20 protein-coding genes are annotated in these 19,820 nt (G+C 68.9%); 9 read left to right on the top strand and 11 right to left on the bottom strand.

All coding sequences use genetic code 11. From position 1 onward, the window contains the following. Positions 1-61: 61 nt before the first annotated feature. The gene (locus ACX80F_RS10265) at positions 62-1,510 is read left to right on the top strand and encodes an MFS transporter (protein ID WP_459336287.1); all 1,449 of its coding nucleotides are present in this window, start codon (positions 62-64) and stop codon (positions 1,508-1,510) included. A 48-nt stretch (positions 1,511-1,558) separates the two neighbouring features. On the opposite strand, the gene ACX80F_RS10260 is transcribed toward ACX80F_RS10265, so the two are convergent. Genes ACX80F_RS10260 through ACX80F_RS10250 form a run of 3 tightly spaced genes read right to left on the bottom strand, consistent with a single transcriptional unit; the run spans position 1,559 to position 4,392 of the window. Further along, positions 1,559-3,808 (bottom strand): heavy metal translocating P-type ATPase, encoded by a 2,250-nt coding sequence (locus ACX80F_RS10260; RefSeq protein ID WP_459336286.1) that lies wholly within the window; start codon positions 3,806-3,808, stop codon positions 1,559-1,561. 1 nt (position 3,809) lies between these two features. Next, positions 3,810-4,034 (bottom strand): heavy-metal-associated domain-containing protein, encoded by a 225-nt coding sequence (locus tag ACX80F_RS10255; RefSeq protein ID WP_459336285.1) that lies wholly within the window; start codon positions 4,032-4,034, stop codon positions 3,810-3,812. A 31-nt stretch (positions 4,035-4,065) separates the two neighbouring features. Next, on the bottom strand, positions 4,066-4,392 hold the full coding sequence (locus tag ACX80F_RS10250) for a metal-sensitive transcriptional regulator (protein ID WP_459336284.1): 327 nt from the start codon (positions 4,390-4,392) through the stop codon (positions 4,066-4,068). 140 nt (positions 4,393-4,532) lie between these two features. On the opposite strand from ACX80F_RS10250, the gene ACX80F_RS10245 reads away from it, so the two are divergent. The 3 genes from ACX80F_RS10245 (at position 4,533) to ACX80F_RS10235 (ending at position 6,846) form a co-directional block, all read left to right on the top strand. Further along, positions 4,533-5,192, top strand: coding sequence for a DUF305 domain-containing protein (locus ACX80F_RS10245; RefSeq protein WP_459336283.1), 660 nt, complete (start codon positions 4,533-4,535; stop codon positions 5,190-5,192). 126 nt (positions 5,193-5,318) lie between these two features. Beyond that, on the top strand, positions 5,319-5,972 hold the full coding sequence (locus ACX80F_RS10240; RefSeq protein WP_459336282.1) for a DUF3105 domain-containing protein: 654 nt from the start codon (positions 5,319-5,321) through the stop codon (positions 5,970-5,972). A 133-nt stretch (positions 5,973-6,105) separates the two neighbouring features. After that, a complete protein-coding gene (locus tag ACX80F_RS10235; RefSeq protein WP_459336281.1) occupies positions 6,106-6,846 on the top strand; it encodes a GAF and ANTAR domain-containing protein in 741 nt (246 codons plus the stop codon). 135 nt (positions 6,847-6,981) lie between these two features. Here ACX80F_RS10235 and ACX80F_RS10230 read toward each other — a convergent pair whose 3' ends face one another. The 3 genes from ACX80F_RS10230 to ACX80F_RS10220 form a co-directional block, all read right to left on the bottom strand. Then, a complete protein-coding gene (locus tag ACX80F_RS10230) occupies positions 6,982-7,359 on the bottom strand; it encodes a hypothetical protein (RefSeq protein WP_459336280.1) in 378 nt (125 codons plus the stop codon). A 113-nt stretch (positions 7,360-7,472) separates the two neighbouring features. Then, positions 7,473-7,715: a helix-turn-helix transcriptional regulator gene (locus ACX80F_RS10225; protein ID WP_459336279.1), complete on the bottom strand. Its 243-nt coding sequence runs from the start codon at positions 7,713-7,715 to the stop codon at positions 7,473-7,475. A 10-nt stretch (positions 7,716-7,725) separates the two neighbouring features. After that, a complete protein-coding gene (locus ACX80F_RS10220; RefSeq protein WP_459336278.1) occupies positions 7,726-8,193 on the bottom strand; it encodes a hypothetical protein in 468 nt (155 codons plus the stop codon). A 294-nt stretch (positions 8,194-8,487) separates the two neighbouring features. Here ACX80F_RS10220 and ACX80F_RS10215 point away from each other — a divergent pair, with 294 nt between their 5' ends. Next, positions 8,488-9,972 carry an MFS transporter gene (locus ACX80F_RS10215; RefSeq protein WP_459336277.1) on the top strand — a complete coding sequence of 495 codons (1,485 nt, stop codon included), beginning with the start codon at positions 8,488-8,490 and terminating at the stop codon, positions 9,970-9,972. A gap of 83 nt (positions 9,973-10,055) precedes the next feature. On the opposite strand, the gene ACX80F_RS10210 is transcribed toward ACX80F_RS10215, so the two are convergent. Together ACX80F_RS10210 and ACX80F_RS10205 are read right to left on the bottom strand one after the other, a co-directional pair. After that, a complete protein-coding gene (locus tag ACX80F_RS10210) occupies positions 10,056-10,919 on the bottom strand; it encodes an esterase/lipase family protein (RefSeq protein ID WP_459336276.1) in 864 nt (287 codons plus the stop codon). A 178-nt stretch (positions 10,920-11,097) separates the two neighbouring features. After that, entirely contained in the window at positions 11,098-12,711 is a 1,614-nt protein-coding gene (locus ACX80F_RS10205) for a peptide chain release factor 3 (protein ID WP_459336275.1), read from the bottom strand. Positions 12,712-12,947: 236 nt separating this feature from the next. Between ACX80F_RS10205 and ACX80F_RS10200 the strand changes: the two genes are divergently transcribed. Next, positions 12,948-13,208: a WGxxGxxG family protein gene (locus ACX80F_RS10200; RefSeq protein ID WP_459336274.1), complete on the top strand. Its 261-nt coding sequence runs from the start codon at positions 12,948-12,950 to the stop codon at positions 13,206-13,208. A gap of 186 nt (positions 13,209-13,394) precedes the next feature. Here ACX80F_RS10200 and ACX80F_RS10195 read toward each other — a convergent pair whose 3' ends face one another. Both ACX80F_RS10195 and ACX80F_RS10190 read right to left on the bottom strand, forming a co-directional pair. Beyond that, the gene (locus ACX80F_RS10195) at positions 13,395-13,967 is read right to left on the bottom strand and encodes a GNAT family N-acetyltransferase (protein ID WP_459336273.1); all 573 of its coding nucleotides are present in this window, start codon (positions 13,965-13,967) and stop codon (positions 13,395-13,397) included. A 45-nt stretch (positions 13,968-14,012) separates the two neighbouring features. Then, the gene (locus ACX80F_RS10190; protein WP_459336272.1) at positions 14,013-15,587 is read right to left on the bottom strand and encodes an MFS transporter; all 1,575 of its coding nucleotides are present in this window, start codon (positions 15,585-15,587) and stop codon (positions 14,013-14,015) included. A gap of 61 nt (positions 15,588-15,648) precedes the next feature. On the opposite strand from ACX80F_RS10190, the gene ACX80F_RS10185 reads away from it, so the two are divergent. Then, positions 15,649-16,218 carry a TetR/AcrR family transcriptional regulator gene (locus tag ACX80F_RS10185; RefSeq protein ID WP_459336271.1) on the top strand — a complete coding sequence of 190 codons (570 nt, stop codon included), beginning with the start codon at positions 15,649-15,651 and terminating at the stop codon, positions 16,216-16,218. After that, a complete protein-coding gene (gene mscL / locus ACX80F_RS10180; RefSeq protein WP_459336270.1) occupies positions 16,215-16,634 on the top strand; it encodes a large conductance mechanosensitive channel protein MscL in 420 nt (139 codons plus the stop codon). The genes ACX80F_RS10185 and mscL overlap by 4 nt, the downstream gene beginning before the upstream one ends. Positions 16,635-16,649: 15 nt before the next feature. Here mscL and ACX80F_RS10175 read toward each other — a convergent pair whose 3' ends face one another. Further along, a complete protein-coding gene (locus ACX80F_RS10175; RefSeq protein WP_459336269.1) occupies positions 16,650-18,143 on the bottom strand; it encodes an FAD-dependent oxidoreductase in 1,494 nt (497 codons plus the stop codon). 131 nt (positions 18,144-18,274) lie between these two features. On the opposite strand from ACX80F_RS10175, the gene ACX80F_RS10170 reads away from it, so the two are divergent. Then, complete coding sequence (locus tag ACX80F_RS10170; protein ID WP_459336268.1) at positions 18,275-19,819, top strand: cryptochrome/photolyase family protein; 1,545 nt, start codon at positions 18,275-18,277, stop codon at positions 19,817-19,819. Position 19,820: the final 1 nt, after the last annotated feature.

Here is a 19,820-nt window from a genome sequence, read left to right as displayed (position 1 = left end):
CGGATGAAGCGCGTAGTCCGCATCCTTCAGACCGTCGCCGACCCTCAGTACACTGGGCCCCATGACCGGGCAGGATCCGGCCCCGCAGGGGGCCGCTACGGTTTCCCAGGGCGGCGCGGGACCTCACGAGGAGGCGATAGGGCCCCCACAGCAGGCCACGCCTCCGCGCAGCCCGGCTGAACGGAACCGCACCTTCCTCGGCATCCTCGTGAACACCGGGCTCGCGAACATCACCACCAGTTACCTCTGGTTCGCCCTGACGTTCTGGGCCTACCTCCAGACGCGGAACGTGATCGCCACGGGGGTGATCGGCGGCGCGTACATGCTGCTGATCGCCCTCTCGAGCATCAGCTTCGGCACCTTCGTGGACCGCTACCGCAAGCTCGCCGTCATGCGCTTCGCGGCCGGCGTCACCCTGGGAATGTTCCTGCTGGCCGGTGGCGTGTTCCTCGTGACGCCGGCAGCCCTCCTCCTCGACCTGCACCAGCCGTGGTTCTGGGTCTTCACCCTGATCATCCTGATCGGCGCCGTCGTGGAGAACATGCGCAACATCGCGCTGTCCACGACGGTCACCATCCTCATCGAACCGGACCGGAGGGCCAACGCAAACGGGCTGGTCGGCCTGGTGCAGGGCCTGATGTTCATCATCACGTCGGTGCTGTCCGGGCTGTCGATCGGGCTTCTCGGCATGGGCTGGACCATCGTCGTCGCCCTCGTGCTGACAGCGCTCGCCTTCGCCCACCTGCTCACGCTGCGCATGCCCGAGGAGGTGCGCGCGGCGGCGTCGGACGCGCAGGGCGGGTTCGACCTGCGCGGCTCCGTCACCGCGGTCCTCGCGATCTCGGGGCTGTTCGCGCTGATTCTCTTCTCCACGTTCAACAATTTCGTGGGTGGCGTCTATCTGGCGCTGATGGACCCCTATGGTCTCGAACTGTTCAGCGTGGAGCTGTGGGGGATGTACTTCGCGCTCGGTGCCACCGGATTCATCGTGGGTGGCGCCCTGATCGGCAAGTTCGGCCTCGGGTCCAACCCGCTGCGCACCATGCTCATCGCCGTGATCGTGATGGGGGTCGTCGGGGCGGTGTTCACGCTCCGGGAATGGGGATGGCTGTACGTCCTCGGTATCTGGCTCTACCTCGTCCTTGTGCCGTTCGTCGAAGCCGCGGAGCAGACCGTCATCCAGCGGGTGGTCCCGCTGCCCCGGCAGGGACGCGTGTTCGGCTTCGCCATGGCGTTCGAGTCGGCGGCGGCGCCGATCACCGCGTTCCTCATCGCGCCGATCGCGCAGTTCTGGATCATCCCCTACGCACGCTCGGCAGAGGGCTCCGCCCAGCTGGCCCCGCTGCTGGGCGAGGGCACCTCCCGCGGGATCGCCCTCGTGTTCCTGGTGGCGGGCATCGTCATCATCGCCGCCGCCGTGCTGGCCTTCCTCACACCGGTCTACCGTCGGGTGTCGGCGTCCTACGCCCACGCAGCGGCGGAGGACACCCCGGCGTCCGCGGCACCCTGACGCGAGGTCCTGCCCGGCCCCGGACATGCGGAACCATGCCGGGAGGGGTTACCGCCCGAATCGCCGCAAGCGCAGCGAGTTCGCGACGACGAGCACCGAACTCGCGGCCATCGCCGCCCCCGCCAGCATCGGGTTGAGCAGGCCGAGCGCGGCGACGGGGATGCCGACGGCGTTGTAGAAGAAGGCCCAGAACAGGTTCCCCTTGATGGTGCGGAGCGTGCGGCGCGACAGTTCGATGGCCTGCGCCACTTGTTCCAGGCTGTTGCCCATCACCGTGAGGTCGGCCGCCTCGATCGCGACGTCCGTGCCCGATCCCATGGCGATGCCCAGGTCCGCCTGGGCGAGTGCTGCGGCGTCGTTGACCCCGTCTCCCGCCATGGCGACGGTGGCCCCGCCGGCCTGCAGTTCCCGGATGGCGTCCACCTTGCCCTCGGGTGAGACCCCGGCGCGCACGTCGGCGGCGTCGATCCCGACGGCGGCGGCGACCTGCAGGGCGACCGCCCGGTTGTCGCCGGTGAGCAGGACGGGCCGCAGCCCGAGCTCGCGCAGCCGCCCGACAGCGACCGCCGAGCCGTCCTTGACGGTGTCGGAGAGCGTGATGAGGCCGGCGACGTCGTCCCCGACCGCGACCCAGATTGCCGTCCGCCCGGCATCCTCCGCAGCCGAGAACGTGGACAGCTGTCCCTTGGACGGCCGGATCCCGTGGCGCTCGAGCCACCCGGCGCGCCCCACGGTGACGACGGTGCCGTCGACCTGCCCGCGCACCCCACCCCCGGGCACGCTGGAGAAGGCGTGCGCCTCAGGCAGTCGGCCACCGGCGGCAGCGTGCCGGGCGATGGCCTGCGCGATGGGGTGCTCGCTCGCCGACTCCACGGCGCCGGCGAGGCGCAGTACGTCCCGCGTCGGGACCGCAGCGAGCGCGACGACGTCGCCCACGGCCATGGTGCCCGTGGTGACGGTACCGGTCTTGTCCAGCACGATGGTGTCCACCGTGCGGGTGTCCTCGAGGACCTGCGGGCCACGGATGAGGATGCCCAGCTGCGCGCCGCGGCCGGTGCCGGTCAGGAGCGCGGTGGGCGTGGCGAGGCCGAGCGCGCACGGGCAGGCAATCACCAGCACGGTCACGGACGCCGTGAAGGCCGCGTCGAGGTCGCCGGTCAGCACGACCCACAGCACGAACGTGAGGATGGCGATCACGAGGACCACGGGGACGAAGACCGCGCTGATGCGGTCGGCGAGCCGTGCGATGCGCGCCTTCCCGCTCTGTGCCTGGCTCACGAGACGGCCCATCTGGGACAGCACGGTATCGGACCCGACGCGCGTCGCCTGGACCACGAGCCGGCCCGACGTGTTGATGGTCGCACCCGTCACGGTGTCGCCGGGGCCCACCTCGACGGGGATGCTCTCACCCGTCAGCAGGGCGGTGTCCACCGCGCTGTGGCCTTCGGTGACCGTGCCGTCGGTCGCGATCTTCTCGCCCGGGCGGACGACGAATTCGTCCCCGGGGATCAGCGCGTCGGCGGGCAACGTGACCTCGGTGCGCTCGCCGTCGACGGTGCGCAGCACGTGGGCCTCCTTCGCGCCGAGACTCAGGAGGGACTTCAGGGCGTCGCCGGCGCGCTGCTTCGCCGACGCCTCCAGGAAGCGGCCGAGCAGCAGGAAGGTGACGACGACGGCGGCCACCTCGAAGTAGAGGGAGTGCTCGGTCATGTCCATGCCGGTCATACCCGCATGCTGCGTCAGGGCGGGATTCGCGAGGAGCTGCCCTGCCGAGAACAGGAACGCCGCGGTGACGCCGATGGAGACGAGGGTGTCCATGGTGGAGGAGAAGTGGCGTGCATTGATGGCCGCCGCGCGGTGGAACGGCCACGCGGACCACGTCACCACCGGCAGGGACAGTGCGAGGACCACCCAGCCCCAGTTCGCGAACTGGAGGCCGGGGACCATGGAGATCAGCAGCACCGGCACGGACAGGACGGCGGCCAGGACCAGGCGCGCCCGGAGGAGCGACGGTGTGTGATCGTGGGCGTCTCCGCCCGGGTGCTCGGGATGCACCACATGCGCGCCGTAACCGGTGGCCACGACGGTGTCGATCAAGTCCTGGTCGCTGACGGTGGCGGGGACCCGGACCACGGCGCTCTCGAGGGGCAGATTGACACTCGCCTCGACGCCGTCGAGCTTGCCGAGCTTCCGCTCGACCCGCCCGACGCACGATGCGCAGGTCATGCCCTGGATCGAGAGTTCGACGACGCGGTGCTCCTGATCGGTGCCCCGTGCCGGGGCCTGCCGGGTGACCATGTCAGGAACCGGCGGGCACCACGGTGTAGCCGGCTTCGGCGACGGCGTCGTCGATCGAGGCGGCATCCAGCGGTGTGGAGGAGGAAATGGTGGCGGTGGAGGTGCCCCCGTTGACGAGGTCGACGTCGACGGTCTCGACGCCGGGCAGTCCGGACAGTTCGCTCTTCACGGCGCTGACGCAGTGTCCGCAGGTCATGCCGGTGATGTTGACGGTGGTGGTGCTCATGGTGTTCTCCTTGGTGGGTGGTTGACTCGTTCTAGCGGAGGAGGCGGCCGATGGCCGCCGTGGCCTCCTGGACCTTTTCCTGCACGGCATCGTTGGTGCCGGACGCCTGGGAGTCCTGAGCGGCGCCGACGACGCAGTGCGCGATGTGCTCCTCGAGCAGTCCCATCGAGACGGCGTGCAGCGCCTTGTTGACGGCTGCGACCTGCGTGAGGATGTCGATGCAGTACTTGTCCTCCTCGACCATCCGCGCAATGCCGCGCACCTGGCCCTCGACGCGTCGCAACCGTTTCAGGTACGCGTCCTTGTCGGCCGTGTAGCCGTGCTGCACGGTGTTCTCCGCGTTCGTCCCGCCGGTCATGAAGTCACTCCTCGCATACGGCCCACGATACCCTTGGGGGGTATAACCGGCCAAGTCCGGTCGTTATTCCTCCATGGAGGGAACACCCAGCGGGATGCCGTAGGTTGGCTAACCGGCACACTCTCGACCCAAGGACGTCCATGACCCTCTCGCTGTCGGGCTGGCAGAAGCGAGTTCTCCTGATCCTCGCCGGGATCGCCGTCGTCGCGCTGTTCGCTCTCGCCTTCACCGCCGGCCGCGTGTCCGCCGGCCCCACCTACCCCGACGCGGGCAGCGCTGATGCGGGGTTCGCCCGGGACATGCAGGTGCACCACAACCAGGCCGTGGAGATGTCCATGATCGTGCGGGACAACACGGAGGACGAGACCCTCCGCTCCATCGCCTACGACATCGCGCTCACCCAGCAGCAGCAGGCGGGGCAGATGTACGCCTGGCTCGAGGAGTGGGGGCTTCCGCAGAGCGACCCGCAGCCACGCATGGAGTGGATGGCCGGAGCGGAGGACCACGCGGGAATGGACATGGGGTCGGGGGCCGACGCCGGATCCATGCTCACTCCGGACGGGCTCATGCCCGGCATGGCGACCGAGGCGCAGCTCGACGAGCTGCGTGCAGCGCGCGGGGAGGACGCCGAGCGGCTGTACCTGACGCTCATGATCACTCATCACGAGGCGGGCGTGGACATGGCCGCGGCGGGCGCCGAACTCGCGGAGACGGACCAGGTGCGCACGTTGTCCACGAAGATCCAGTCCGGCCAGCAGGCAGAGATCAATCTCATGCAGAACATGCTCGACACCCTGTAGAGCCGCCCCGCCCCGCCGCCCGGCCGGGTGGTTCAGGGACGGACGGCCCACGCCGGTACATTTGGTTCCGGCGCTCACCGACCAGCGGCGACCGCCGCAGCCACCCCAGCACCGAAGGACACCTCGTTGAACAAGAAACGGTCTCAGGAGAACCAGGACCGCCAGGCGCGCCTGGCCGCCATCCAAGCCCAGCAGCGGGCGAGTGAACGCAAGCGCAACGCGCTCATCTTCGGTGGGATCGGGGCGGTGATCCTGGCGATCATCATTGCGGTGACCCTCGTCATCGTGAACCAGGTCCAGGACAACCGGGAGCGTGAAGCCCTGGCGTCCCAGCCCATCGAGGGCGTCCAGGAGTATCCCGACGTGACATTCGAGCACGTGGACGGGCCCGTGGAGTACGAGCAGTCGCCGCCCGTCGGCGGGGACCACAGTCCCCTCTGGACCAACTGCGGCGTCTACACCGAGCCCCTTCCGAACGAGAACACCGTCCACTCGCTCGAGCACGGTGCCGTCTGGGTCGCCTACAACCCGGACATCGGCCAGGCCGAGATCGACAAGCTCACCGAGCTCGTGGGAACGCGCTCCTACGTGCTGCTCAGCCCCTACCCCGATCTCGAGTCACCCGTCGCCGCCAGCGCGTGGGGCCTCCAACTCCAGGTCGATTCCGCCGACGACCCTCGCCTGGCCACCTTCCTGACGAAGTACATCCAGGGCGAGCAGACCCGCGAACCGGGGGCGGCCTGCTCCGGCGGCCTCACGCCCGCCGGTCTCGCCTCCTAGGCACGATCCACGGACGGCGGTGCCACGCTGTCGCGGCCGCCGGCTTCGTTGCCCGTCGGGGGTGAACGCTCCGGTACCGTTGCCGGGTGGGCCCGTGCATCGCGGGCCCGACGGATCGGAAGGAACCCCTGTCGTGAGCGACCAGCAGATTCTGGGAGAGCTGTCCCTGCCAGGCATGCTGCAGGACATGGTCCTGGACAGCTCGGACATCAATGAATTCCTCGACGGACTCGTACGGCTCGCCGCGGACACCCTCTCCACCCCGGACAGGAATGTGATGTGCGGCGTCACCCTCCTGCGGAGTCGCTTCAAGGGAACGGTGGCCAGCAGCAGCGAGCAGGCGCAGCTCATGGACGAGGTCCAGTACGCGTTCGACGACGGACCCTGCATCCGGGCGGCCCGGGACGGGCAGGTCTACAGCGTCGGTGACTTCTTCGAGGAACAGCGCTTCGGGGACTACACGGCAGCCATCGCCGGGCACGGCATACGGTCCGCCGTCGGCACGCCGATCCCGCTCGACGGCCTTGCGGCCGCCGGACTGAACCTGTACTCGACGCAGCCGCACGCGTTCGACGACGCAGCCATCGCCGCCGCCGTGCAGTTCGCCACGGATGCCTCGAAGTTCCTCCGCGTGGCGGTCAGGGTGGCCCACCTCACCGACACCGGCGAGCACCTGCGCGCCGCGATGAGTTCACGCACGACGATCGACGTGGCCGCGGGCATCATCATGGGTCAGAACCGGTGCAGCCACGAGGCGGCGATCACCATCCTCAAGGCCGCGTCCAGCGGGCGGAACGTCAAACTGGCTGCGGTTGCCGCCGCAGTGGTCAGCTCGATCGGCCAACGACCCCCCGAGACGTACTTCGTCCCCTGATCCGGCGCGCTGCGAGAGCTCACCCCGCGCCGCCGCACGGGATGCGGCCGAGGAATACCTCCTGCGACGGCTGCTGCTTTACGCGGCGCGGGCGCTCGAATGGTGGGACCCGCGGCCCGGCGGATGACGCGCTGGCTACTGAGTGGTGATCGCGTCATTGACGATCCACCACACGCCGTCCAGGTTGTAGCCCCGTTCCAGGTCACGGCTGGCCTCATGGGCGGTGACTGCCCGCATGGCTATACGAGCGTGTGCCCAGTCCTCGACGGTTCCCGTCGCAGGGTCGACGTGCTTGGTCCACAACTCGTCGTGCTCTCCTGCGGGAAGACGCACCATCGCGCCGTAGGGCCCCCGGAAGTCGCCGGCCGGGCCCTCGAACCTGACGGTCGCGAAACCGAGTCGAGCTTCCGCGGACAGGAGCCTGAGGCCGCTGAGATTCGGGCACCGCTCGAACGCCCGTTCAATGGCCTGGACATACTCTTCGGGCCCGGGCCCACCTGATGAATCCCCCATGAACACCAGTCTCCCACCAGGTCGGGTGCGGACGGACGTCGGCCGCAGGTCACGGTCGGTGGCCCCTGTTCCTGTGGGTGAGCGTGTTCGGTCGTGTCCGTGGGTCCCTCCGGTCATGGCCGTGAGTCCAGCGAGGTGCCCGGTGTACCTTCGGCATCCTGAGAGAGTGCTGTGGCGTCCGGGAAGAAGAGTTCCTCGAGGGTGGTGTCGAAGATCGCCGCGAGCCTGAAGGCCAGCGGCAGTGAGGGATCGAAGCGTCCGCGTTCGATGGAGATGATCGTCTGGCGTGAGACGCCGAGCTCTTCGGCCAGTTTCTGCTGTGACCACCCGAGCCGAGCGCGGAAGTCATTGACCATGTTCCGCACCTCAGCCCCGGTGTCGCTGGAGCAGGTAACGAACTGCAACGGAGATGAAAGCCAGGCCGACTACGCCTGAGAGCAGGAGTCCCGGGTCGACCGCGAACTTCGTGGGTATGAAGGCGAGCACGGTCGCCGTCACGCCGGCGACCAGGACGATGTCGGTCACGGCGCCGGCTGCGGCCTTGTCGTACCAGCCGGACTCCACGGATTCCTCCGGTCGTTCGGTTGCCCCTGCAAGGGTCGACCGGTCAACGAGGAGGACGTAGACCAGCATCGTCGAGGGGAAGCTGAGGCAAAGCGCGAACACTACGCCGGTCAGGATCGGGGAGGTCCCGCCGACGCCGAGCGAGGCGGCGAGCCAGCCCAGCAGGGCGCCAATCAGCACTCCACCTGGAGCGGCGACGGTCATGGCAGGAAAACGTCCCCCGGCAACGGTCGCCCGTCCCCACCGTGTGCGCGTGTTCTGATCCGACATGGTAACCCCCTATATGTAAACCTTGCTTTACATGGTCAAGTCTGCTTTACAAGTCCGATGTCGTCAAGAGACGCATCGAGGGTGCCTGCTGCGACGACGACGCAGGGCCGGCCAGCGATACGCGCCTCATCGCTCGCGCAGCTCTGCTCAGAGCCCGGTCCGGCTGTCCCCGATGGCAATGTACCGATACCTTTTGAAAGCCCCGAGGATCGCCGGGCCATAGCGCGGCCACAATAACGGTGCCACGCTTTCCTCGTGCCCGCGGGACAGCGAGACCGATACGGATGGTGAGTGATGAGCGAGATCCACGTGAAGACGGCGTCCGGACGGTGGATCCTGTTGGCAACAGTGCTCGGCTCGGGCATGGCGGGGATCGACGCCACGGTCGTGAACATCGCGCTGCCGACGATCGGCCTGGACCTAAACGCCGATTTCGCAGCCCTTCAGTGGATGGTCACCGGCTACACCCTGACGCTTGCCTCGTTCATCCTCCTCGGCGGTTCCTTGGGCGACAGGTTCGGGCGGCGGCGTATCTTCATCGTCGGTGTGGTCTGGTTCGCGGTGGCTTCCCTGCTGTGTGGGCTGGCCCCGAATGCCGGCTGGCTCATTGCGGCACGCGCATTGCAGGGCGTCGGAGGCGCGCTGCTCACGCCAGGCAGTCTTGCCATCATCCAGTCCAGCTTCGCCGGTGAGGACCGCGCGCGGGCCATCGGCGCCTGGTCCGGGCTGGGCGGGGTAGCCACGGCCATCGGCCCCTTCCTCGGCGGATGGCTCGTCGAGAGCGCCTCCTGGCGCTGGATCTTCCTCATCAACATCCCTCTTGCCGCCACCGTCATCTGGATCGCGGCGCGGCACGTCCCTGAATCGCGCGACGCCGATGCAACCGGTCGACTCGATGTCGCCGGAGCTCTCCTCGGGGCGGTGGCACTCGCTGGAACGACGTACGCCCTGATCGCGGCGCCGACCCAGGAGGCCGGCTCTCCGGCCGTTTCCGTGTCAGGAGCCCTGTGTCTCGCCGCGGTGATCGCTTTCCTCGTGGTCGAATGGCGGACCGAGCACCCCATGCTTCCGTTGCGGATATTCGCTAACCGTCAGTTCAGCGCCGCGAACGCCGTCACGTTCCTCATCTACGCCGTCTTCGGCGGCATCTTCTTCCTGCTCGTCGTCCACCTCCAGGTCGTGGCGGGATTCAGCCCGCTGGCGTCGGGGATCGCGATGCTCCCCATCACAGCCCTGATGCTCGTCCTGTCTCCCCGCGCAGGTGCGCTCAGCTCGCGGATCGGGCCCAGGACACCGATGACGGTCGGACCGTTGCTGTGCGCTGTGGCACTTGTCCTCATGCTACGAATCGGGCCAGGCGCGTCCTACCTTGTCGACGTGCTGCCGTCGGTGATCGTGCTCGGCCTGGGCCTGTCACTGCTCGTTGCTCCCCTGACATCTACCGCGCTGTCCGCCGTGCCGGAACGGCAGGCCGGATTGGCCTCCGGTGTGAACAACGCTGTGGCGCGGGCGGCCGGCTTGATCGCGATCGCTGTCCTGCCGGCCGCCGTGGGACTGACGGGCGACGCCTACAGTGACCCGCAGGTCTTCGAGGAAGGGTTCGACGCCGCCTGTGTGATCGGCGCGGTGGTCCTGGTGCTCGGCGGCGTTCTTGCTGCAGTCACCATCCGGAACCCCGCTCTTCCGGACAGCGACCACCCGACGCACTGCGCTGTTGACGGCACGCCGAGTGCTCCCGGTGCCCTCCGTGAGGCTCGCCGCGAAGGGGACCAAGTCTGACGTCCCACCGCACCGGTCGCCTCTCCGGGCACTACTTCAGGTAGGCGTCGATCTCGAATCCGCCGGCGGTGCCGGTTTTGTCGTCAGAGGCAGGCCGGCCTGTAGGCGGGGTCGGCAGGGGCGCCGGTGCGGCCGAGAGCGTGCAGGACGAGCTGGTGGGCGGCCGGATCGTTGGGGAGCTGGTCGTGCTCGATGGGATCGAGCGGGCACAGGTCCTGCAGGGTGATGTTCGTGACGCGGCGTGGGGAGCCGGCGAGGAACTGGCCCTGATAGGGGGTGACCACTTCGTCGTACCTGGTAGAGACGACCGTGTACACGGGGCCGTTGACGAGGTCCCCGATCGAGTTCAACTCCTGCATGAACGGTGAACCCGCGGCCTGGTCATCACACGCCTGGCACAGCATGCCCGAGTTGCCACCTGCCGTGAGATCTCCTGTGGCGGGGCTGATGACACCTTCGGTGCCGTGGTTCGACGGCGCGAGTCCGATGAGGTGGTCCACCTTCTTCGCCCCTCCCAGGAAGCCGAGATAGTAGCGAGGCATCATGCCACCCTGGCTATGGCCTACGAGGTCCACCTTCCGGGCTCCGGTAGCAGCGAGTACGCGATCGACGAACTCACCGAGTTCGGCTGCCGATTCGCGCACGGGTCCGGTGGCGGGAACACCATTGGTGATGCCGTAGTCGAGCGCGAAGACGCAGTATCCGGCCTTCTTGAGCACTGGCGAGAGGGTGGACCAGTTCTTCGCCATGCTCTCGAACGTGCCGGGCACCAGGATCACGGGCTCAGGGTGCTCGGAGGAGGGCGTGCAGGACCAGTCATTGGCCCCCGCGGGCGAGACGCTCAGAACCCCACCGACATCAGTGACATCCGCAGACGCGGCTGGGGTGGTGATGAGGCCCGCCGCGAGGGCAGCGGCAGCGATCAGGGACGGGATGCGGAATTTCACGGGTGGTACTCCTTCGTATCGACCGATTCTCCCCCCCCGTCGAACCTAAGGGGCCGACGCACGCCTGAGCAAGCATCGTGCACGCGGGTGCGGGACCTCGACCAGCTGCGTCGCGCGTGGTGGCTCGATGGGTCGGTAGAGCCTGGTTGCCCGCTCGCGGATGGCCTGCGCCGCCGTGCTACTGGTCGACGGCGGCGCCGATCGGCTCGAGCACGACGTCGGGGAAGTCCTTCCTGAAGTGCCCCACCTTCCACTTGTCGCCGAACACGGCAACGATCTCGCCGTCGGACCGGAAGAGGATCTCACCGCCGCGGAACGTTGCAGGGACGCCCTGGCTTTCCGGTGCGACGCGCATGGCGAGTGTGTAGGAGAGGTTGTCCAGCGAGGTCGGGGCGTTGAACTCGGTGCCGAGTCGCTGGGCGGCGACCTCGAACTGCAGGGCCCCGACCGCGGCGAGCACGGGGGCCTGGTCTCCGCGGAGGTCCGAGCGCAGCACCTGCACCACGCCTTCGTGCTCGAGCTGCTCGATGCCGCGGCGGAACTGCTTGTACCGTCCCGGGTCCTTGGCGCGGGCGACGGCGAACAGCTCGGGGGAGAAGCGAGGGATGTCGGGGAACTGCACGGGCTCCTCGGAGAACAGGCTGTCGCCCACGCGGAGGCTCGTCGCGTTCACGAGCCCGACGACGTCGCCCGGCCACGCCGTGTCCACCACCTCGCGACTACGCCCGAGGACGCGGTGCGCGTACTTGGTGGCGAAGGGCTTCCCGGTGCGCTGGTTGGTGATGACCATGCCGCGCTCGAACGTGCCGGAACAGATGCGCAGGTACGCGATGTGGTCGCGGTGGGCGCTGTCCTGGCCGGCCTGCACCTTGAACACGAAACCGGACATCGGCGCGTCGATGGGGCGCGGCTCGTCGTCCTTCGAAGGGCGCGGGGAGGGGGAGGGTGCCACATCGACGAGGATGTCCAGGAGCTGGGAGACGCCGAAGTTCTTGGCCGCGGCAGCGAAGAGGACGGGCGTCTGGCGGGCCGCCTCGAACTCCTCGCGGTCGAAGGAGCCGTGCGAGGATTCGACGAGCCCCGACTCCTCGCGTGCGTCGTGCCAGGCGCCGGCATCACTCGGATCGAGGGCGTCGATGTCCACCTCGATTTCCGTGGCGGCCTGGGCCCCGGCCTCCACGGCCGTCAGGGCGATCGCCCGCTCCGCCCGGAGGTCGATGAGTCCCCTGAATTCCCCGGCGATCCCGGCCGGCCAGGTGAGCGGCACGGGGGTCATCCCGGTGCGCTCCCCGACGTCGTCGATCAGGCCGAGGGCATCCAGGCCCGGGCGGTCCCACTTGTTGATGACGGTGATGATCGGGATGTTCCGTGCCTTGCATACAGCGAGCAGCTTGACAGTCTGCGGCTCGAAGCCCTTGGCGGCGTCGATCAGCATCACGGCGGAGTCGACGGCGGCGAGGACGCGGTAGGTGTCCTCGGAGAAGTCCGCGTGGCCCGGGGTGTCGACCACGTTGAGAATGGTGTCGCGGTAGGTCAGCTGGAGGGCGGCGGAGCTGATCGAGATGCCGCGCTCCTGCTCGATGCCCATCCAGTCCGACACCGTCGCGTGACGGCTCGACTTGCCGTGCGTCACGCCGGCGTCCTGGATGGCGCGGGCGAGGAGCGCCAGCGCCTCCGTGAGGGTCGACTTCCCGGCGTCAGGGTGGGAGATGACGGCGAAGGTACGACGGCGTCCGGCTTCGCGGCGGACGGCATCGGCGTCGAGGACGGGGGTTTCGGTTAGCAGGGCCACCCTCCCATTGTCCCCGATGTGGGCGGGATACCTGTCTGGGAGTGCGCTGGGCCCTTGTGCGCCTGGACACGGGCCCATGGGGTCGTCCCCGCAGCGCCCCGTGGATCCGCATACCTCAGACTTTGTGCCTCTGGCAACCAACCACCGATTCCGCGTCATCCGGATGGATCAGCAAATAGTAAGTATGCTGATGAAAGGAGTCCCAGCAGGGTCCCTTCCCTTTCTCAAGGAGCGCCATGATTCGCAAGACCGCAGCTACCGCAGCCCTTTCCCTCGCTATCCTGACCGGGATGGCAGCGCCGTCCGTGGCCCAGTCGACGGCTCCGGCCACCGAGCAGACCCAGGAAACCGACGAGGGCAACGGCGACGCAGGCCTGTGGGGCCTCCTCGGACTTCTCGGCCTGGCCGGCCTGCTGAAGAAGAACAAGAAGGAGCACGTCGATCACCGCGCCAACGGCGCCACGAGGGTCAACGACCCGGACCGCACCGGCCACTGATCCAGGCACCGGGTCGACGCGCAGCCTTCGCCGACCCGGCTGCAGAAGGGTCCATTCCCTCCGGGATGGACCCTTTTCGTCTGTCCTGGCGTCGCAGCCCCGTGGTCGACGCGCTCCGGCGTCGTGATCCGTAGGCTCCGGACGCGCAGGGCGAAGCCCACCCCGTTGGCTGGTGCGGACGCGGCCTCAGCGCAGCTCGAGCCGCATGAGGATCCGGGGGAATCCGTTCACCACGGACGTGGTGTCGGCCGCCTTGCTGAAGCCTGCTGCCTCGAAGAGCCGGCGCGTACCGACATATGCCATGGTCGGGTCGACCTTCCGTCCCTTGTTGTCCACCGGGTACCCCTCCACGGCCGGGGCTCCATGGCTGTTCGCGAAGTCCACCGCGCCCGAGAGCAGTCGATGCGAGATGCCCCTGCCGCGATGGCCCGGCCTGACCCGGATGCACCACACCGACCACACGTCGGCGTCATCGACGCGGGGAATCGTGCGGCTGCGGGCGAAGGCCGTCCCGGCCCGGGGGTGGACGGCCGCCCAGCCGACGACGTCGTCGCCCTCGTAGGCGAGCACTCCGGGCGGTGGCTCCTGACGGCACAGGCGCTGCACGAGGTCGCCGCGCTCCTGCCGGAGCAGCGCGGCATTCTGTTTCGCCGGGACGCGGTAGCTCAGGCACCAGCAGACATTGGCGTCGGCGCGTTTCGGCCCCACCATCGTCGCCACGTCCTCGAATGCCGTGGCCGGCCGCACCTCGATCACCATGGCCCCACTGTTCCACCCGGGGGCCGGGCGGACAACGGTCCGTGCTCAGTGGTCGACGCGCTCCGACGTCGTGCTCCGCAGGCTCCAGGCGGCCAGAACGGACGCGCCGGCCATGAGCAGCGCAGCGATGCCGGAGGTCAGGGTGATGCCGCTGTCGAAGGCATGGAATGCGGAGTCCCGGAGCAGGGCCGCGGTGGTCGGACCGACCTCGGTCGCGACCTGGACCGCGCCGCCGAGGGTCTCGACGGACGTCTCCGCCTGGCCGTCACTGAGCCCCGCGGGCAGCAGCAGGTTCCGCTGATAGGAGGCCAGCAGGATGCTGCCGAGCACGGCGGTCCCGAGGACGGAGCCCACCTCGTAGGCCGTTTCGGACACGGCGGACGCCGCGCCCGCCTTGGCGGCCGGGACGGAGGACAGGATGAGGTCGTTGGAGACGGTTTCGGAGGCGCCGACGCCGATCCCGAGGATCACGAAGGCGGCCATGAGCAAGCCCGCGGATCCGCCCTCCCCGAGCAGGGCGATCATCGCGTACGCGACGGCGGAGAACGTCAGGGCGATCGGGACGACCACGTGCGGCGCACCCCGGCGGGCCAGTGGCACGACGGCGAGGCCCGCGATGATCGTCGCGAGGAGGCCCGGCAGCAGGACGAGCCCGGCGTCGAGCGGGCTGAGCCCGAGCACCAGCTGGAGGTGCTGCGAGACGAAGAACAGGAAGCCCACGAGCGAGAAGATCGCGAAGAGGTTCACCAGGACGGCGCCGCTGAACGCGCGCACCGTGAACAGGCGGACGTCGAGCATGGGATTGCGGCGTTGCAACTGGCGGGCGACGAAGGCGATGCCCGCAGCGATGCCGATGACGGCGGCCGTCACGGAGATGAGCAGCGGGCCCCCCTTCGCCAGGTTCTTGATGGCGTAGACGACCGGCAGCATGGTCCCGATGGACAGGACGATACTGGCGTAGTCCACGCGGCCCGGGTGGGAATCCTTCGACTCGGGCACCAGGACGGGGGTCAGCGCGAGCATGAGCAGCAGGACGGGCACCGCGAGGAGGAACACGGAACCCCACCAGAAGTGCTCGAGCAGGACGCCGCCGAGCAGGGGGCCGAGGGCCGCGCCGGCAGAGAAGCCCGCGGCCCAGACCGCGATGGCGATCCGGCGCTGGTTGCGGTCCAGGAAGATGTTGCGGATGAGCGACAGCGTCGAGGGCATGAGCATGGCGCCGAACACGCCGAGACCCACGCGGGCGGCGACCAGGAACGCCGCCGTCGGGGCGAACGCCGCGACCACCGAGAAGACGGCGAACCCCACGGCACCGATCATGAGCAGGCGGCGGCGGCCGAAGCGGTCGCCGAAGCTGCCCATCGCCACCAGCAGGCCGGCGAGCACGAGGGGGTAGCTGTCGACGATCCAGAGCAAGGTGGTCCCGCTCGTGGCGAAGTGCCGGGAGATCTCGGGCAGGGCGAAGCTCAGTACGGTGTTGTCCACCGAGACCAGCAGCACCGGCAGCATCAGCACGGCGAGGGCGAACCATTCGCGGCGGCCTGCCAGGGGATCGGGGGACTGAACGGCACGCGGGTTCACCCCGGATGCACGTGCGACGGAGGAAGGTGTGGTGGTCATTCATTTAAGCTATACCGTCCAGCCGGTACAGTACAACAATCGTGACGGGTATCATCAGGGAGTGTCCAGTTCCCGCGAGCGCATCCTCGACAGCTTCGAGAAGGCCCTGATCCGCGACGGCGAGAGGGCCGCCACCATGGAAGCGGTGGCCGCGGCCGCCGACGTCTCCAAGGGCGGACTGCTCTATCACTTCCCCTCCAAGGAGGCGCTCGTCGACGGCCTGGCCGACCGCCTCCGCGGCCTCGCCGAGAAGGACCGCGAGACGATGACGGCGGCGCCGGACGGGGCGGCCCGCTACTACGTGCGGACATCCGTCTTCGAGGACAGCCCGCTCGATCGGGCGCTGGTGTCCATGGCGCGCCTGGCCCAGCAGGGGCATCCAACGGCGAAGGCCTCCCTCGCGGAGATCCAGGAGCGATGGCTCGACGCGCTCGCCGCCCAACTCGGCGACCGCACGACGGCCCACGCCGTCAAGCTTCTCGGCGACGGCCTCTACTACGACGCCGCGTTCTTCGCCTCGGCCGGGTCCGGCCGTACCACCGGCGCGGAGATCGACGAGCTCCTCCGCGTCGTGGATGTCATCGTCGGCCGGGGCGGCACGGAGGCACTCAGCGAGGAGACAACACGATGATCAAGGGTTTCAGGGATTTCGTGCTGCGCGGCAACGTGATCGAGCTGGCGATCGCCGTCGTCATCGGCAGTGCGTTCACGGCCCTCGTCAGCGCCTTCACGGCGAACATCATCAACCCGGTCATCGCCTCCGCCGGCGGGATCGACGCGGCCGGTCTCGGTTTCCCGATCCGGCCGGGCAACGATGCCACCTTCGTCGACGTGGGTGCCGTGCTCACGGCCGTGGTCACCTTCCTCATCACGGCCGCCGTGGTCTACTTCGTGTTCGTCGTGCCCATGAACCGGGCCCGAGCACGGTTGAGTGCGCTCGCCGCACCGGAGGATCCCGAGGAGGTGCCGATCCCGGTCGACACCGCCCTCCTCACGGAGATGCGTGACCTCCTGAAGGACCTGGCGTCGCGGGATGCGCCGCGCTGATCCGGCGGCGCCCTCCTAGCGCCGCGTGTCCGCGAGGTCCGACGTCGCCGGCCCCTCGAGCAGCGTCCCGTCCGCGGTGAAGCGTGATCCGTGCAGCGGACAGTCCCAGGACCGTTCGGCGTCGTTCCAGGAGAGAATCCCCTTCAGGTGGGGGCATACGGCCGATACGCGGTGCTGCACGCCGTCCACCGTGCACACCCCGATGGGGCGCGCGCCTTCGCGGATCACGCGCCCCTCGCCCTCTCCCGGTGTGGAGGACGAGGATCGTGCGAGGCCGCCCAGCCAGCCGGTGACCATCTCCATGCCGACGGCGGCGTTCGCCTGCGCGGCCTGGAGCGCGTCGGAAGGGCTGACCCTGGTCCGGTACAGCGTGTCGGCCCAGGGCATGTTGCCGCCGAGGATCTCGCTCGCGAGGGCCAGCGACGCCGCGACCGCGTTCGTCATGCCCCACTTGTTGTAGCCGGTGGCCGCGTAGATGTGGCCGCCGCCGGCGGGCACCTTGCCCACGTAGGGGACGGCGGCAGCGGGTGCGTAGTCCTGGGCCGACCAGGCGTACGCAGGGCGCGCCGTCGGGAAGTACTCCTGCGCCCACCGCGTGAGGCCGTCCACCCTGGACTGCGTGTTGGAGCTGTGCCCCACCTTGTGGCCGTTGCCGCCGACGATCAGGTACCGGGTACCGTCGACGACGGCGGTGCGCAGCGACCGCGTGGGGGAGTCCGCGCTGAGGTACATGTCCTCCGGGACGTCGTCCTCCACGGTCAGTGCCACGCAGTACGAGCGCATGGGCTGCAGCACGGCGAAGTAGCCGCCGCGGTCGAGGATGGGGATGCCCGTGGCGAGGACGACGTTCGACGCCGTCACCGGGCCGGTCCCGGTCCTGAGCTCCACGCCGTCCGCCCCCTCGCGGGCCTTCGCGACGCCCTGCACCCGGACGCCCTCGACCAGCGTGCCGCCGTGGCGCCTGAACTCGGCGGCCAGCCCGGCCAGCACCTCGAGCGGATGGAACTGGGCCTGGTCCTTCAGGCGCAGCGTCTTCCGGACCGGGAAGGGGAGGGTGGCAGCGCTGCCGAGCTCGGTGGCGAGTCCTGCAGCGACGCACGCCTCGTGCTCGGCGGTGAGTTTCCGCGCGCCGGTGTCGGTGGTGGCGTACTCGACGGCGTCCCGGGTCTGGTACCCGATGCCGTTCTCGTCGCAGAAGCGCAGCAGCCAGCTCTGTCCCTCGCGGTTCCCGAGGACGTAGGCCCGGGCGAGTTCGGCGTCATGATGTTTCAGGATCGCCGACATGGTCGTCCCCTGCAGCAGCGAGAGCTTCGCCGTGGTGTTGCCCGTGGTCACCGCTCCGGTGGTCCGTGCCTCGAGGACAGCCACGCGGTGGCCGGCCCGGGCCAGCAGGAGCCCCGTCGTCAGCCCGGTCAGTCCGGCCCCGACCACGACGGAATCGTAGGCGGCGCCGGCCGGCAGGGTGTCGGCCGGGATGTGCGGGGCGGTGTCGAGCCAGAGCGATCTCATGGAGGTCCTTCGGGAGCCGGTCGGTGGTCCCCACCGAACCACCAAGCCCGGTCGCGGTCAAGCCTCCGGGGCCTGTGGGCGGCGGGCGCTAGGGTTGGCCGACGACCGTCCCCCCGCAGGAAGGCACCTCCGTGCACGTCCAGCTCGTCCTTCCGCATCAGCTGTTCGAGGAACATCTCGAGGCGTCCCCGGACACCCGCTTCGTCGTCCTCGAGGACGACCTGATGTTCCGCAGCCTGCGGTTCCACCAGCAGAAGCTCGTCCTGCACCGCGCGTCCATGACCGTCTTCGCACGGCGGATCCGGGACGCGGGCTATGCCGTCGACTATGTGGAGACCTCCGCGGAGGACACCAGCCAGCAGAGGCTGGCGGCCGTGCTCGCGGACCGGGGTGCCACGCACGTGAGCTACTACGACGTCGTCGACGACTGGCTGGACCGGCGGCTCACACGGACCCTTGCGGACGCCGGCGTGGCGGGGCGCGTCCTCGAGACCCCGCAGTTCCTCACCTCGCGTGACGTCCTCGGCACCTACTTCTCCTCGCACAGTTGGCGAATGCAGACCTTCTACGAGTGGCAGCGCAAGCGGCTCGGGATCATGGTGGAGGCCGACGGCTCCCCGACGGGCGGGAGGTGGAGTTTCGACGCCGACAACCGCAAGAAGTTGCCGAAGGAGATCGAGCTCCCGGACCTTCCGGGGTTCGACCGGCAGCCGGAGGTCGAGGAGGCGATCGGCTGGGTGCAGGGCGCGTTCCCGGACAACCCGGGCACCGCGGAGTCCTTCAACTGGCCCGTCACCCACCGGCAGGCCTCCGACGCCCTCGAGGCGTTCCTCACCGAGCGCTTCGAGCTGTTCGGACCGTACGAGGACGCCATCGCGGAGGGCCAGACGTACCTCTTCCACTCAGCCCTGAGCTCCAGCATGAACACCGGGCTCCTCAGTCCCGCCGACGTCGTGGACCTCGCCCTGGACTTCGCCGAGCGCCACGACACACCCATCGCCAGCGTCGAGGGATTCATCCGCCAGGTCATCGGCTGGCGCGAATACATCCGGGCGTCCTACGTGATCCGTGGGCGGGAGATGCGGACGGGGAACACCCTCGGGTTCACGGCGGACCTCGACGCCGGCTGGTGGACCGGCGGGACGGGCCTCGCACCCGTGGACTCCGTCATCACCCGCGTGCTCGATACCGCCTACGCCCACCACATCGAGCGGCTCATGGTGCTGGGCAACGCGACCCTACTCATGCGGGCGAAGCCGGACGCCGTCTACGAGTGGTTCATGGAGATGTTCATCGACGCCTACGACTGGGTGATGGTGCCCAATGTGTACGCCATGAGCCAGTTCGCGGCCGGGACAATGATCACCACCAAGCCGTACGTCAGCGGCAGCAACTACATCAAGAAGATGAGCGACTTCAAGGACGGTCCCTGGCGGTTCAGCTGGGACGCACTCTACTGGGAGTTCGTGGGCGACCACCGCGAGCTGTTCGCCCGCAATCCCCGATCCCGGATGAGCGTCGTGCTCCTCGACCGCATGGACGCCGAGCGGCGGGCGGCCCTCCATCTCGAGGCGGCGCGGTGGCTTCCCGGCGAGGGGACGGTGACGGTCAGGCCGGACCCGGTCGGCCCGTCACCGGCCATGCAGGCGCAGGAGGCTACGCTGCCCGGCCTATAGT

Source organism: Arthrobacter sp. TMS2-4 (assembly GCF_054511075.1).
The sequence above is the reverse complement of the archived record's forward strand: the minus strand, read 5'-3'. Positions and strand labels throughout refer to the sequence as shown.

What these genes read in the sequence shown, in the direction of transcription:
- ACX80F_RS10245 (WP_459336283.1), top strand. Translation starts at nt 4,533, where the DNA reads ATGACCCTCTCGCTGTCGGGCTGGCAGAAGCGAGTTCTCCTGATCCTC.
- ACX80F_RS10255 (WP_459336285.1), bottom strand. Translation starts at nt 4,034, where the DNA reads ATGAGCACCACCACCGTCAACATCACCGGCATGACCTGCGGACACTGC.
- ACX80F_RS10195 (WP_459336273.1), bottom strand. Translation starts at nt 13,967, where the DNA reads ATGGTGATCGAGGTGCGGCCGGCCACGGCATTCGAGGACGTGGCGACG.
- ACX80F_RS10200 (WP_459336274.1), top strand. Translation starts at nt 12,948, where the DNA reads ATGATTCGCAAGACCGCAGCTACCGCAGCCCTTTCCCTCGCTATCCTG.
- ACX80F_RS10260 (WP_459336286.1), bottom strand. Translation starts at nt 3,808, where the DNA reads ATGGTCACCCGGCAGGCCCCGGCACGGGGCACCGATCAGGAGCACCGC.
- ACX80F_RS10175 (WP_459336269.1), bottom strand. Translation starts at nt 18,143, where the DNA reads ATGAGATCGCTCTGGCTCGACACCGCCCCGCACATCCCGGCCGACACC.
- ACX80F_RS10265 (WP_459336287.1), top strand. Translation starts at nt 62, where the DNA reads ATGACCGGGCAGGATCCGGCCCCGCAGGGGGCCGCTACGGTTTCCCAG.
- ACX80F_RS10230 (WP_459336280.1), bottom strand. Translation starts at nt 7,359, where the DNA reads ATGGGGGATTCATCAGGTGGGCCCGGGCCCGAAGAGTATGTCCAGGCC.
- ACX80F_RS10250 (WP_459336284.1), bottom strand. Translation starts at nt 4,392, where the DNA reads ATGACCGGCGGGACGAACGCGGAGAACACCGTGCAGCACGGCTACACG.
- ACX80F_RS10215 (WP_459336277.1), top strand. Translation starts at nt 8,488, where the DNA reads ATGAGCGAGATCCACGTGAAGACGGCGTCCGGACGGTGGATCCTGTTG.
- mscL (WP_459336270.1), top strand. Translation starts at nt 16,215, where the DNA reads ATGATCAAGGGTTTCAGGGATTTCGTGCTGCGCGGCAACGTGATCGAG.
- ACX80F_RS10220 (WP_459336278.1), bottom strand. Translation starts at nt 8,193, where the DNA reads ATGTCGGATCAGAACACGCGCACACGGTGGGGACGGGCGACCGTTGCC.
- ACX80F_RS10190 (WP_459336272.1), bottom strand. Translation starts at nt 15,587, where the DNA reads ATGACCACCACACCTTCCTCCGTCGCACGTGCATCCGGGGTGAACCCG.
- ACX80F_RS10225 (WP_459336279.1), bottom strand. Translation starts at nt 7,715, where the DNA reads ATGGTCAATGACTTCCGCGCTCGGCTCGGGTGGTCACAGCAGAAACTG.